The following is a 13403-nucleotide window of genomic DNA, read 5'->3' on the forward strand; positions in this document are numbered from 1 at the left end:
TCGGTAGTCGAAATTTCTTGCATAAAGCTGTATAATGCTTGTAACGAAAAGGAAATACAGGAAAGGATATGTAATGAGTTACTATGGATAAAGATAAACAACAATTAAGCGTTGAAGTTGCAAGATTATATTATCAATCAGATTATAGTCAGCAAGAAATTGCAAATAAATTAAATATTTCAAGACCGACTATCTCTAGATTATTAAAGTACGCAAAAGAAAAAGGATTTGTTCAAATTAGTATAGCCGATCCATTTGCTGATTTAGATAACGTTGGAAATTTACTGAAAGAAAAGTACAACTTGTTAGAGGCACATGTCGTATTTTCTCCAGTGCCAGAATATGCAACGATTACAGAGTATATTAGTAAATATGCAGCTGAGTATATGGAAAAGACGGTTAAAACTGGTGATATCGTTGGTGTAAGCTGGGGAATGACGATGTATGAAATCGCTAGAAAAATTGTACCACAACATGTAAAAGGTGTAGAAGTTGTTCAGTTAAAAGGTGGTATTAGTCATTCGAGTGTAAATACATATGCGAATGAAACGATTGCTTTATTTGCAGATGCTTTTCAAACGACACCAAGAAATCTACCCCTTCCAGTTATATTTGATAATGCAGTGACAAAAGAATTAGTAGAGCAGGATCGACATATTCATCACATTATCGAAATGGGGAAACAAGCGAATGTTGCAATTTTCACTGTAGGAACAGTGAGAGACGAAGCACTATTATTCCGATTAGGTTATTTCGATAAGGATGAAACGAATTTGCTCAAAAAACAATCGGTCGGTGACATTTGTTCACGTTTCTTTGATGGAGACGGAAAGATTAGTAGCGAAGAGATTAATCAGCGTACAATTGGAATTGAGTTAGAAGAACTGAAATTAAAGAAACGCTCTATTTTAGTTGCTGGTGGTAATAGAAAAATAAAAGCAATTGATGGTGCGTTACGTGGCGGGTATGCAAATATATTAATTATCGATCAGCATACAGCAAAAGAATTGTTACATTATCAAAAAGGTTAGAAATAAAAGGCTTTCTCAAGATGTTAATTTTGAGAAAGCCTTTTATTTTGTTATGTATGAATTATGGGAGTGTTTTTTGAATACAAATTGCCTTTTTAAAAATAATTATGGATATTGAGATACATACTACCATTGTTAATATAAAAGTTTTGATTTTAAATATGAATTGTTACTTAGTTAGAATGCGCTTTATTTACTATTGAAAAATTCCTTTCCGAAAAGAATGAACAAAATTTCAAAAGTGTATTTACATTTGTTCAACTAAGAGTTAGAATGAAGTTGTTAAAAGATATGAGGAGTGAAGATAATGAACATTGCAAAGTTAATTGACCATACAATTTTAAAAGCTAATACTACTAAAGAAGATGTTATGAAAGTAATCGAAGAAGCAAAGGAATATAAATTCGCTTCTGTTTGTATTAATCCTACATGGGTGAAGCTAGCTGCTGAAGAATTAGCTGGACATGATGTAGATGTTTGTACTGTAATCGGCTTCCCATTAGGAGCAAGCACTACTGAAACAAAAGCTTTCGAAACAAAAGATGCTATCGCAAAAGGTGCAACTGAAGTTGACATGGTAATCAACGTAGGCGCTTTAAAAGATGGCGATAACGAGTTCGTTGAAAAAGATATTTATGAAGTAGTACAAGCAGCAAAAGGAAAAGCGCTTGTAAAAGTAATCATTGAAACTTGCCTATTAACAGATGAAGAGAAAGTACGCGCTTGTGAATTATCAGTAAAAGCTGGTGCTGACTTCGTAAAAACTTCAACTGGATTCTCAACTGGCGGAGCAACTGCTGAAGATATCGCATTAATGCGCAAAACAGTAGGACCAAACGTTGGTGTAAAAGCATCTGGTGGCGTTCGTACACGTGAAGATGCAGACAAAATGGTAGCTGCTGGAGCTTCACGCGTTGGAGCAAGTGCTAGTGTTGCAATCGTATTAAATGATGCAAAAGGTGCTACAGATAACTACTAATCATTAATGAAGTCAAAAGCAATAGATACACAAAGTAAAGTGTATCTATTGCTTTAATAATTGAAAAAAATGTAAGCGGATACGAATGGGAGGAGACGGCTTATGAAATATTTAATCGGTATTTTTGGCCTCGTATTGATTTTAGGTATCGCTTGGCTTGCTAGTAATGATAGAAAGAAAGTCAAATATCGCCCAATCATAACGATGGTTATATTACAATTCATTTTGGGGTTTTTATTATTAAATACAAGTGTAGGGAATATATTAATTAGCGGAATAGCAGATGGTTTTGGAGAGCTATTAAAATATGCCGCTGACGGTGTGAATTTCGTATTTGGTGGATTAGTAAATCAAAAAGAGTTTTCGTTCTTTTTAAGTGTATTAATGCCAATCGTATTTATTTCAGCTTTAATAGGTATTTTGCAACACATTAAAGTATTACCTATTATTGTGAAATCTATTGGTCTAGCATTAAGTAAAGTAAATGGAATGGGGAAACTAGAATCATATAACGCTGTTGCTTCTGCGATTTTAGGACAATCTGAAGTGTTTATTTCAGTTAAGAAACAACTAGGATTATTGCCAGAGAAAAGAATGTATACATTATGTGCATCTGCAATGTCTACCGTTTCAATGTCTATCGTTGGATCATATATGGTGTTATTAAAACCACAATATGTTGTAACCGCTTTAGTGCTTAACTTATTCGGTGGTTTTATTATCGCTTCTATCATTAACCCTTATGAAGTTACTGAAGAAGAAGATATGTTAGAAGTACAAGAAGAAGAGAAAAAGACTTTCTTTGAAGTATTAGGGGAATACATTATAGATGGATTTAAAGTTGCAATTACAGTAGCAGCTATGTTAGTCGGTTTCGTTGCTTTAATCGCATTCATTAATGCAGTATTTAAAGGTGTAATTGGTATTTCATTCCAAGAAATTCTTGGTTATGTATTTGCACCATTTGCATTTATTATGGGTGTACCTTGGCATGAAGCAGTTAATGCCGGAAATATTATGGCAACAAAATTAGTATCAAATGAATTTGTCGCTATGACAGATTTAGCACAAGGAAACTTTAATTTCTCAGATAGAACGACAGCGATTATATCTGTATTCTTAGTTTCATTTGCAAACTTCTCTTCAATTGGAATTATTGCAGGGGCAGTTAAGAGCTTAAATGAAAAGCAAGGGAATGTAGTCGCAAGATTTGGCTTGAAATTACTTTTCGGTGCAACATTAGTAAGTTTCTTATCAGCAACAATCGTAGGCTTATTATTTTAACAGATTCATATCATATAAAAAGGAATGGTGATTGTAATGAGAATGGTAGATATTATTGCGAAAAAACGTGACGGCAAAGAATTAACGACTGAAGAAATCAAATTCTTTATTAATGGATATACAGACGGAAGTATTCCTGATTATCAAGTGAGTGCACTTGCAATGGCAATCTTCTTTAAAGATATGACAGATCGCGAACGTGCAGATTTAACGATGGCGATGGTTGAGTCTGGAGAAACGATCGATTTATCAGCAATTGAAGGAATTAAAGTAGACAAACATTCAACTGGCGGTGTTGGTGATACGACAACATTAGTATTAGGACCATTAGTAGCTGCTTTAGATGTACCAGTAGCAAAAATGTCTGGTCGTGGTTTAGGACATACAGGCGGAACAATTGATAAATTAGAAGCTGTAGAAGGATTCCACGTTGAAATTACGAAAGAGCAGTTCATTGATATTGTAAACCGTGACAAAGTAGCTGTTATTGGACAAACTGGAAACTTAACACCTGCAGATAAAAAGATTTATGCATTACGTGATGTAACAGGAACAGTAAACTCAATTCCATTAATCGCGAGTTCAATTATGAGTAAAAAAATTGCAGCTGGTGCTGACGCAATCGTACTTGATGTAAAAACAGGTGCTGGCGCATTTATGAAAACAGAAGAAGATGCAAAAGAATTAGCTCATGCAATGGTGCGTATCGGAAATAATGTAGGACGTCAAACTATGGCTGTTATTTCAGACATGTCACAACCTCTTGGATTTGCAATTGGTAACGCTCTAGAAGTGAAAGAAGCGATTGATACGTTAAAAGGTGAAGGCCCAGAAGATTTAACGGAATTAGTACTTGTATTAGGAAGTCAAATGGTCGTACTTGCGAAAAAAGCAAATACGTTAGAAGAAGCTCGTGAAATGCTAATTGAAGTTATGAAAAACGGAAAAGCAACTGAGAAGTTTAAAGAGTTCTTAAGCAATCAAGGCGGAGATAGTTCAATTGTAGACAATCCAGAAAAAATGCCACAGGCGAAGTATGTAATTGATGTACCTGCAAAAACTTCAGGTGTTATTTCTAACATTGTTGCAGATGAAATTGGTATCGCAGCTATGCTACTTGGTGCTGGCCGTGCGACAAAAGAAGATGAAATCGATTTAGCAGTAGGATTAATGTTACGTAAAAAAGTTGGCGATGCAGTAAAAGAAGGCGAGCCATTCGTAACGATCTATGCAAATCGTGAAGATGTAGAAGATGTAAAAGCAAAAATTTATGAAAATATTTCTATTGCTGAAACAGCAGTGGCTCCTAAATTAGTTCATACAGTTATTACTGACTAATCATAATTACACATACTTTAAGGAGGAAATAATATGGATAAGAAAAAATATATCGAAGAAGCAAATAAGATGTTAGCAAAAGCATATATTCCGTATTCGAAATTTCCTGTTGGTGCAGCGTTAGTTACGAAAGAAGGTAAAATCTATACTGGTTGTAATATAGAAAATGCTTCTTATGGTTTATGTAACTGTGCAGAAAGAACAGCAATCTTTAAAGCAGTATCAGAAGGTGAGCGCGATTTTAGTTACTTAGTTATTACAGGCGAAACAGACGGACCGATTTCACCATGTGGTGCTTGTAGACAAGTGATTGCTGAATTCTGTGAACCGAAAATGCCAGTTTTACTAACGAATGTAAAAGGCGATGAAAAAGAAGTGACTGTTGAGCAATTACTTCCAGGTGCTTTCTCAATAGAAGATTTAAAATAAGTTGAAAAGCCATTCCGCAATTATTAATTGTGGAATGGCTTTTTTATTTTCAAAAGTTGAATGTAATATTTTGTTCATATTCCGTTCATAAACTTTGCGTAAAATGATTGCAGCGAATATAGAAAGTTTACAGCAGGAGGAATAGAATGAAGAAATTATATAATGCAGCATTCATTTACTTAATTATCGGTTTATTATCAGGAGTATTTGCAAGAGAGTATTCGAAAGCACAAGGAATTAAAGGATCCACAATGTTGCAATTGGTGCATACACATGTATTAGTGCTCGGTTTCGTATTCTGTTTAATTGCTTTAGCTTTATGTAAAGTGTTTCATGTACAAGAAACAAAGAGCTTTCGTGCATGGTTTGTTGTTTATAATGTAGGAGTAATTTTTACTATTGCTACAATGATATGGAGAGGTCTTCTACAAGTAAATGGAACTGACTTTAACGGTTTAAGCCATATGGCTGGATTAGGTCATGTTATTATAAGTATCGGGCTCGTTTGGTTTATGATTTTACTTAAAAAGTCTTTTAAATAGATAGGAGTGGATAGTATGATAGCACTTTTATCAAGTATTGTAGCAGTTTGTATGGCTGTTGGTGTCATGTTTCTTCGCTTTAAAGCAGCGAAAAAACCGGTAACGAAAAAGAAAATTATATTACCACCAATCTTTATGAGTACTGGTGCAATGATGTACTTCTTACCGGAGTTTCGATTAACATCGTTAGAAATAGTAGAGGCGATTAGCATAGGACTTATTTTCTCTATATTGCTTATTAAAACAACTAAGTTTGAAATAAGAAGTGAACATATATATATGAAACCGTCAAAAGCATTCATATTTATTTTAGTCGGGTTATTGGCTGTACGAGTAGCGTTAAAATCATATTTAAGTCAATCAATTGATTTAGCAGAGTTAAGTGGAATGTTTTTCTTACTCGCATTTGCGATGATTGTGTCGTGGCGAATTGCGATGTATCGCTCATATACTAAATTAGAAAAGACAATAAAAAGAGCTGGAATTTCTAAATAGGAATTCCGGCTCTTTTTATGTTTTATACGATTGTTTTTTTAGCTTTGATTTCATTTGCTTAATTTTAAACGTATTTGAGCATCTTGTAATGCGGCTGGTGTAACGTTAAGACCATGTTGATCAACAATTTTTGTGTTTAATAAAATGGAATCTAAACTTCCACGAAATGTTTTTGTATAGTTTTGACGCAACATTTGTTGTTCTTGTTTTTCATCAACCGTTAATCCAGATATTTTTTCTTTTTTTGATAATTCGTTAATACGGAATAAAATGTTTTTCATTTTGTTCACCTCTTATTTTAAGTTAAATTAGTTACTTACTAATTTATAGTTATTTTAACTTTTTTATATGAATATGTCCAGAAGGGTAAAAGAAAAGTAGACACCCGTATTACAGTAAGTGGGTGTCTACAAGGAAAATATAAAGCTTAGCCTAATTCATGTAAGTGACTAACAAGTTCTGATGTTTTAGAGAAGAATGGAGAATGATCAGCTTCCAAAGTAATTATTTTCGTACAAGGGGTCTCTGTATTCATTCGGCGCTGAAAATCAATGGGAATCGCTCTATCTAGAGTTGTTTCAATATAAATACGATTTATAGTTCCAAAATTCTCTTCTGATATTTTTAGCTCTTGTTGGAACGGTCCTAGTGGTTGAGGACGCATTTGATTAAAAGATGCTGCTTTAATAGAACCGTCTTCTGTAGCATTTAAAAATGTTTGTTCAATCAACTCTGGTATAAGTTCTGCAGTCATGTCATTCTCATTAATTGAGAATTGTGGACCAGCTTCACCATCTAATTTACTACCAAGACTTTCTCCGTTTTGTGGTAAGAATGCACAAAGATATACTAATTTATCGATTTTATTTGGTATAAGTTCAGCGGTTTGAGTGATCACAATTCCACCCATACTATGTCCAACAAGGATAACTTTTTCGTTTTGTTGATTTATAGTAGCTGTTACTGCATTAACATAGGAATCTAACGTTATATTTTGGGAGGGAGTCATATCTTTCCCGCTTCCAGGTAAGTCTAGTGTAATAACAGTGTGACCTAAAGCCTCTAGTTGAGGTTTTACTAATTCCCATGCCCATTCACCTTGCCATGCCCCATGTACTAAAACGTAAGTACTCATTTAATCAACACTCCTCTAATGTTTATATGTTTATTTTTTCGTAATATTGATGATGTATAATTAGTTTATATGAAGTGAGTTGATAAATATAATGAAGCTTATTTATAGATGATATAAATATCTTTTATATAAGGAGAACAAAATGAACGTTTTTGATTTTAAAGTTTTTAAATACGTGGCTCGTTTGAACAGCATTAGTTTAGCTGCTAAGGAGTTACATATGACACAGCCAGCTATAACTCATATTATAAACAAATTAGAGAAACGATATGCTATCACATTATTTGATCGCTCTAGACAAGGAACTGTTTTAACTGAAAATGGAAAAGAATTTTTAGTTTGTGTAGATCGACTTCTAATCGAGTATGAAAATCTTGAAGAAACAGCTTTAAAATTGAAAAATAAAAGCCTGTATAAAATTGTATTAGCTACTTATCCTTCAGTTACTGTATATTGTTTGGCTGAGTGTATCGAATTAGGTAATTTTGATCACAGTCAGTATGTGCTTGCAGTTCGAGAGGGAAGCTATCAAGAAGTTTTAGATTGGTTGTCTTCTGGAAGTGCAGATTTTTCTATTTCTATAAAAGAAAATTTAATACAAGGATTTCATTATGAAGTTATTGGCGAAGATCCTTATGTTATGGTTTCTTCAAAGACTATTCCACCTAACCTTACTATTAAAGAGTTGAAAAATTATCCTTTTATTATGCCGCTTTCTGGTTGTAAAGAAGTACTTGAACCATATTTGATGAAAAATGAAATAACAGTTAATAAAGTGATGGAGTCAGAGTCAATTAGCTCGGCATTAGCACTTACTTTACAAGTTAACGGTATAACAATCGTTCCGTTATCAGGACTGCATAAACAAATCATTCATGACTTTATCGTGCAACCGATAGAAATTAAAATTCCACGACAACTTATTATGCAATGGTCACCTAAAAAAGAGAATGATCCGCTGTTCTTAGCATTTGTTAAGAATTTACTAAATCAACTACAACAAAAGAAAAAATGATACAAAAGGTAAGATCATTTCACTGAAGCTTACCTTTTGTATATATTACCAATAAAGAGTAGTATCATAAAGTCCGATTAATATCAAAAGAACACCGGTTATAAGCTGAATAATTTTCCCTATTTTTCGGCTCTTTTTCAATAATGCTCCGTTTAATCCGAGGTAGAAGATGATGAACATAAGGACAACGATTGGTAGAGCAGTTCCTATTGAAAAGAATGTCGGAAACAAGTAACCATAATTATATGAGAAAGATAAAGGAATTAGCGTTCCGAAAAATAGAACGAACATAGTCGGACAAAAAGCTAAGGAAAAGAAGAATCCAAGTAAAAATGAGCCAACCTCATTTTGTTTCCGTATAAATTTGATCGGGAAGAAATTTCGTCCTTTAATAATACCTGCCAACATTAGCCCCATTAAAATTAATAAAGGTCCAATTATCTTTCGTAACCACGGGAAGTACAAAGTTAATATTTGCTGAATCTCTTTTCCTAAGAACCATACGAATAGTCCAAGCGTTGTAAAAGCTATTATTTTTCCTAAAATGAATAACAATATATGTTTCCATGCATGTCCCTTTTGTAAAGATTGATTCCCATAAAGTGTAATAGCGCTAATGTTTCCTGTTAATTGGCAAGGAGAAAGGGTACCTACAATGCCTAATAAAAATGCAAATAAAAGAGGAATTGATTTCGTAGCATTTGCGACATCCATTAAAGGAGACATGAGTTGATAACTCCACTCGCTAATTGTTGAAAACACGTTATATTCACCTTTCTAATTAAATTGGAATGTTCCCTCTTTCGTAATCTGCTTCCACGTTTTCCCCTCATCTGTAGAAAGAAACACATTTGCTTTCATTGTAGCAAATACTATTTCAGCTGAATTTTGAGGATTTTGTGATATGTACATAATTGCATCTTTAGAATCTAAAGATGGAGTTTGTATGTTTGTTTCTTCATTTGTAGCAATTGATTTCCTCGTTACGATTTGTTTATTGATAGGGGCGTAAATAACATCTTCATTACTTAATGTAACTGCTGTCGATTCAAGTGATGTAGAGAATAGTTCAAATGTATTTCCGTAATCTGTAGATAAGTAAACACCGTCTTTAGCACTTACCGCGACTACACTAGGTTGGTCAGGATGTACGGAAAAGGAATGAATCGTACTTGAAAGACCTTTTAACTTACTATTTTTCCAATCTTGTCCGTTGTTCGTACTGAAATAAAAACCTTGTTGCAATTTGGAATTTGGACGCTCATTGTATAAATAAATTGCTTCCGTATTATATCCAACAGCAAGGTTATGAAAATCAGATTCTCCATAAAAAGCTAGCTTTTCGAGGGTATTACCGCCATCAGAACTTTTCATTAATCCTAAAGAGTTTTTTAAATTTGCACCTCGTTCAGGATGACCGCTGGCAAAGAACCCATTCTTCGTTGCTTGAAATCCCATATAATCATGTAGCGAAGTTTTAGTTTCAAACCATTTTCCATTTTGATAAACTTTTATTCCGCTATGAGTGGCGATAGAAACCCCGGGCATATTTCCAGCATAGCCAATTCCATGAATGTGCTCGATTTTTCCAGATGTAATTTCTGTATAGAAGTTTTGCGGAATCGTATTTACTGCTTCTGTATGTTTTCGCTGAGATTGCACCGTTTCTTTCTTCACTGTTGCTGTTTCGGCATTGCTAGAACATCCTGAAATGATGAATAAAGAAGTAATTGCTAATCCTGTTGCTACATAATGTTTCAAAGTTGTAGCTCCTTTCCTATATATGAGATTTTAAGTATATGGAATAAATGTCAAGAAATTGTGGAGTAGTATGCATAATTTAGATTGGAAGGGGGACTAGTAATGAAAATTTTCCTTTCTCCATGAGTACTATCAATTGACGAAAAATTATAACAATAATAGAATGAATTGTATTGGGTAATTAGATTTACACGTATACATAGAACGCTAGGGGGATTATTATGAAATCAACATTTTTTGCTCAAAATAGAGAACGATTAGTAAACACATTACCAGATGAATCTATTACTATTTTATTCGCTGGACAAGCACCTCATATGTCAGCGGATGCACATTATAAATTTGTGCCGAATCGAAATTTTTACTATGTAACAGGAATTGATGAACCAAATGTTATTTTCATGTTGAAGAAGTTTGGAAATAGTGTAGAAGAAACACTTTTCATTGAAAAGTCAGATCCAGTAATGGAAAAATGGGTCGGTAAAACAGTTTCTAACGAAGAAGCAGAGAAAATTTCAGATATAAAGAAAGTTGTATATTTAGATAGCTTTGAAAAGACAATGTCAAATATACTTTTTACAGAAAATGTGAAGCATCTATATTTAGATTTAGAGCGTCGTGAATGGAATGGTACGGAGACAAAAACGCTAGCATTTGCTAAACATGTAAGAGAACAGTATCCACACGTTTTAATTGGTAATGTATATCCGAATATTTGTGAATTACGAGTGTTTAAAACAGAAGAAGAAATTGAAATTATTAAAGAAGCAATTGCTGTAACGAAAGAAGGTATTTACAACGTTCTGAAGCATGTAAAAGCAGACATGATGGAATATGAATTAGAAGCTCAGTTTGATTTCACACTGAAATCATCTGGTATTAAGCATCATGCGTTCAATACAATTTTGGCAAGTGGAAAAAATGCTACAGTTCTTCATTATGAAGATAATGATGCACAAATTCAAAATGGTGATTTAGTACTACTAGATTTAGGCGCTCAAAAAGATTACTATAATGCTGATATTAGTTATACATTCCCGGCAAATGGAACATTCTCTAGTCGTCAAAAACAAATGTATAATATTGTATTAAAAGCATTGAAAGAAACAACAAAACTCATAAAGCCAGGAGTAAAGTTTGCTGCATTAAATGAGCATACAAAAAAGATACTAGTAGAAGAGTGTAAAGCAATTGGTTTAATTCAAGAAGACGAAGAGTTATCAAAATACTATTATCATGGTGTTAGCCATTTCCTTGGTTTAGATACGCATGATGTAGGAACATATAAAGAGAGAGTGTTAGAAGAAGGTATGGTTATAACAATTGAACCTGGTCTTTATATTGCAGAAGAATCAATTGGCATTCGTATTGAAGATGATATTCTTGTAACGAAAGACGGACATGAAAACTTGTCAAAAGATATTATTAGAGAAGTTGAAGAGATTGAAGCGTTTATGAGAGAAAACAATGTAAATGTAAAAAAAGATGAAGTTGTTACGAAATAATCATTAGTAGAGGCGCTCAATTTTGGGCGTCTTTTTATTTTGTTCATTTTAAACCTCGATATTTTTTCGAAAAGCATTTTCTGTTTATAAATCTGATTATGTTTCAAACCCAAACATTCCTAATAAGCCAGAATGAAATGAAGCAGTTATCCTATGGATAGCTGCTTATTCATTTTCGGTGTAAGAGTCAATGTATATGTTGATCATGCCCGGGTGAAGGTGGGGGAGTATGATCTGGGTATGTCACGAATACGGCAACGATAATTGCCACACTAATTGATAGTAATAACAAAAAACGCCGTTGAATAAAAGTAGAAAAGGTGTCGGATAAAAGTTGAATCATACATGACATAGTTATTGTTATCGTAAGTAAAAGACTAATAAACAGTATACTATGAGCTTGTTGAGCGTTTAACATTTCTGTAATCATTGCTCCCATCATACTTGCCATTAATCCAGAGAACATTCCTTCTAAAGCAGTAAATAGGTGAAAACGTAGACCGACTAAAAAACCGATACAACCACTAATCAAAATAGCAAGCAAAGTAGAATATAGTAATTCTCCTTTAAAAAGAATACCTAAATAAAAACCGATACTTAAACCCGTACTCATACTAAAAGACATAATAAATACCATATACTCCATTAGGGTACCGTTGCGTTTAGAAATGTAAGATGTAATAAGAATCGAGATACAACAAAGTGTTAAGGCGGTTAATGTGTAAGCGAACATTATGATACCTCCCTGTCCTATCATTCATTTCATCATATGTTCGTATGGAGAATACTTATGCTAATATATATCTGCAAATTATCTGCACAATTCAATAAATGTAAGTAAGTAGGTGCTTGATTTTTTGAGCATCTTTTTATTTGTGAGCATGAGAAAGAAATTGTTATATAATGAGTTTCTATTGTGAAGCCATAAAGAATAAGCGTATAATATTATAGTTATCCCATTACTGGGAGTAACCCGCGAATGATAAATAAGATTGTTCTTTTATCATCGCCTCTAAACAGATAGACAATGAAAGTAACACTGGAATACAGATAGGGAGTTATAAAATGAAATTAATTATTGCCGAGAAACCAGATCAAGGTTTGGCTCTTGTTTCACAGTTTAAATATCGACGGAAAGAAGGATATTTAGAAGTAGAAGCGAATGAGTTATTTCCAAATGGAGCGTACTGTACATGGGCAATTGGTCATTTGACGCAGTTATGTAATCCAGAGCATTATCACGCAGAGTGGAAAAAATGGTCACTTAATACGTTACCGATGATTCCAGAGCGTTTTCAGTTTGAGGTAACAAAGTCAAAGTATAAGCAATTTAACGTTGTGAAACAGCTGTTACATAACCCTCAGGTAACAGAAATTATTCACGCGGGCGATGCTGGTCGTGAAGGGGAATTAATCGTACGAAACATTATAAATCTTTGTAACGTGCAAAAGCCGATGAAACGTCTTTGGATTTCATCTTTAACGAAACAAGCTATATATCAAGGATTTAAAAATTTATTAGATGAAGCAGATACAATCAATACGTACTATGAGGCGTATACAAGGTCATGTGCGGATTGGGTCGTTGGTATGAATGCGTCACGTGTCTTTAGTATATTGCTAAAGAAAAAGGAATGAACGATGTATTTTCAGCTGGTCGTGTACAAACACCGACACTCGCATTAATTGTAAAGCGTGAAAAAGAAATAGAAAACTTTAAGTCTGAGCCGTTTTGGGAAGTGTTCGCAACCTTTAATATAGAAGGAAAGAAGTATGAGGGGAAATGGGAGAAGGATAGTGAATCCCGCTTAAAAGACCCTGATATGGCAAATAAAATTGCAGCATTTTGCCAAGGTAAACCGGCTGTAGTAAAAGAAATGAAAACGGAG

General features: G+C 33.7%; 14 protein-coding genes and 1 pseudogene. 10 read left to right on the forward strand and 5 right to left on the reverse strand.

Going from position 1 to position 13403, the window contains the following annotated elements:
• Positions 1-83: 83 nt before the first annotated feature.
• The 7 genes from deoR (at position 84) to AC1Q8N_RS18545 (ending at position 6098) form a co-directional block, all read left to right on the forward strand.
• Complete coding sequence (gene deoR / locus AC1Q8N_RS18515) at positions 84-1031, forward strand: DNA-binding transcriptional repressor DeoR (RefSeq protein ID WP_098076107.1); 948 nt, start codon at positions 84-86, stop codon at positions 1029-1031.
• A 307-nt stretch (positions 1032-1338) separates the two neighbouring features.
• Positions 1339-2010, forward strand: a complete 672-nt coding sequence (gene deoC, locus AC1Q8N_RS18520; RefSeq protein WP_001017444.1) for a deoxyribose-phosphate aldolase — start codon at positions 1339-1341, stop codon at positions 2008-2010.
• A 102-nt stretch (positions 2011-2112) separates the two neighbouring features.
• Positions 2113-3294, forward strand: a complete 1182-nt coding sequence (locus tag AC1Q8N_RS18525) for a NupC/NupG family nucleoside CNT transporter (RefSeq protein ID WP_000876170.1) — start codon at positions 2113-2115, stop codon at positions 3292-3294.
• A 36-nt stretch (positions 3295-3330) separates the two neighbouring features.
• A complete protein-coding gene (locus tag AC1Q8N_RS18530) occupies positions 3331-4632 on the forward strand; it encodes a pyrimidine-nucleoside phosphorylase (RefSeq protein WP_098076109.1) in 1302 nt (433 codons plus the stop codon).
• A gap of 33 nt (positions 4633-4665) precedes the next feature.
• Positions 4666-5061, forward strand: coding sequence for a cytidine deaminase (locus AC1Q8N_RS18535; RefSeq protein WP_000358522.1), 396 nt, complete (start codon positions 4666-4668; stop codon positions 5059-5061).
• A gap of 146 nt (positions 5062-5207) precedes the next feature.
• Positions 5208-5603: a DUF2871 domain-containing protein gene (locus AC1Q8N_RS18540; protein ID WP_098076111.1), complete on the forward strand. Its 396-nt coding sequence runs from the start codon at positions 5208-5210 to the stop codon at positions 5601-5603.
• 15 nt (positions 5604-5618) lie between these two features.
• The gene (locus AC1Q8N_RS18545; RefSeq protein ID WP_098076113.1) at positions 5619-6098 is read left to right on the forward strand and encodes a CcdC family protein; all 480 of its coding nucleotides are present in this window, start codon (positions 5619-5621) and stop codon (positions 6096-6098) included.
• Positions 6099-6148: 50 nt separating this feature from the next.
• Here the strand turns inward: AC1Q8N_RS18545 and AC1Q8N_RS18550 are convergent, their stop codons facing one another.
• Together AC1Q8N_RS18550 and AC1Q8N_RS18555 are read right to left on the reverse strand one after the other, a co-directional pair.
• Entirely contained in the window at positions 6149-6379 is a 231-nt protein-coding gene (locus AC1Q8N_RS18550) for a DUF896 domain-containing protein (RefSeq protein WP_098076114.1), read from the reverse strand.
• Between the two features lie 146 nt (positions 6380-6525).
• Entirely contained in the window at positions 6526-7233 is a 708-nt protein-coding gene (locus tag AC1Q8N_RS18555; protein ID WP_098643087.1) for an alpha/beta fold hydrolase, read from the reverse strand.
• Positions 7234-7375: 142 nt separating this feature from the next.
• On the opposite strand from AC1Q8N_RS18555, the gene AC1Q8N_RS18560 reads away from it, so the two are divergent.
• Positions 7376-8248: a LysR family transcriptional regulator gene (locus AC1Q8N_RS18560; RefSeq protein WP_048543250.1), complete on the forward strand. Its 873-nt coding sequence runs from the start codon at positions 7376-7378 to the stop codon at positions 8246-8248.
• A gap of 45 nt (positions 8249-8293) precedes the next feature.
• Here the strand turns inward: AC1Q8N_RS18560 and AC1Q8N_RS18565 are convergent, their stop codons facing one another.
• Both AC1Q8N_RS18565 and AC1Q8N_RS18570 read right to left on the reverse strand, forming a co-directional pair.
• Positions 8294-9010: a sulfite exporter TauE/SafE family protein gene (locus AC1Q8N_RS18565; RefSeq protein ID WP_257146660.1), complete on the reverse strand. Its 717-nt coding sequence runs from the start codon at positions 9008-9010 to the stop codon at positions 8294-8296.
• Between the two features lie 15 nt (positions 9011-9025).
• On the reverse strand, positions 9026-10009 hold the full coding sequence (locus AC1Q8N_RS18570; RefSeq protein ID WP_493521313.1) for a F510_1955 family glycosylhydrolase: 984 nt from the start codon (positions 10007-10009) through the stop codon (positions 9026-9028).
• A 221-nt stretch (positions 10010-10230) separates the two neighbouring features.
• Here AC1Q8N_RS18570 and AC1Q8N_RS18575 point away from each other — a divergent pair, with 221 nt between their 5' ends.
• Positions 10231-11514 carry an aminopeptidase P family protein gene (locus tag AC1Q8N_RS18575; protein WP_493521314.1) on the forward strand — a complete coding sequence of 428 codons (1284 nt, stop codon included), beginning with the start codon at positions 10231-10233 and terminating at the stop codon, positions 11512-11514.
• A gap of 187 nt (positions 11515-11701) precedes the next feature.
• Here the strand turns inward: AC1Q8N_RS18575 and AC1Q8N_RS18580 are convergent, their stop codons facing one another.
• Positions 11702-12247, reverse strand: coding sequence for a hypothetical protein (locus AC1Q8N_RS18580; RefSeq protein WP_493521315.1), 546 nt, complete (start codon positions 12245-12247; stop codon positions 11702-11704).
• Positions 12248-12579: 332 nt separating this feature from the next.
• Here AC1Q8N_RS18580 and topB point away from each other — a divergent pair.
• Positions 12580-13403: pseudogene (topB, locus tag AC1Q8N_RS18585) on the forward strand (DNA topoisomerase III); the annotation flags it as partial.

This window comes from Bacillus sp. GW823-FHT06B01, from assembly GCF_058952315.1.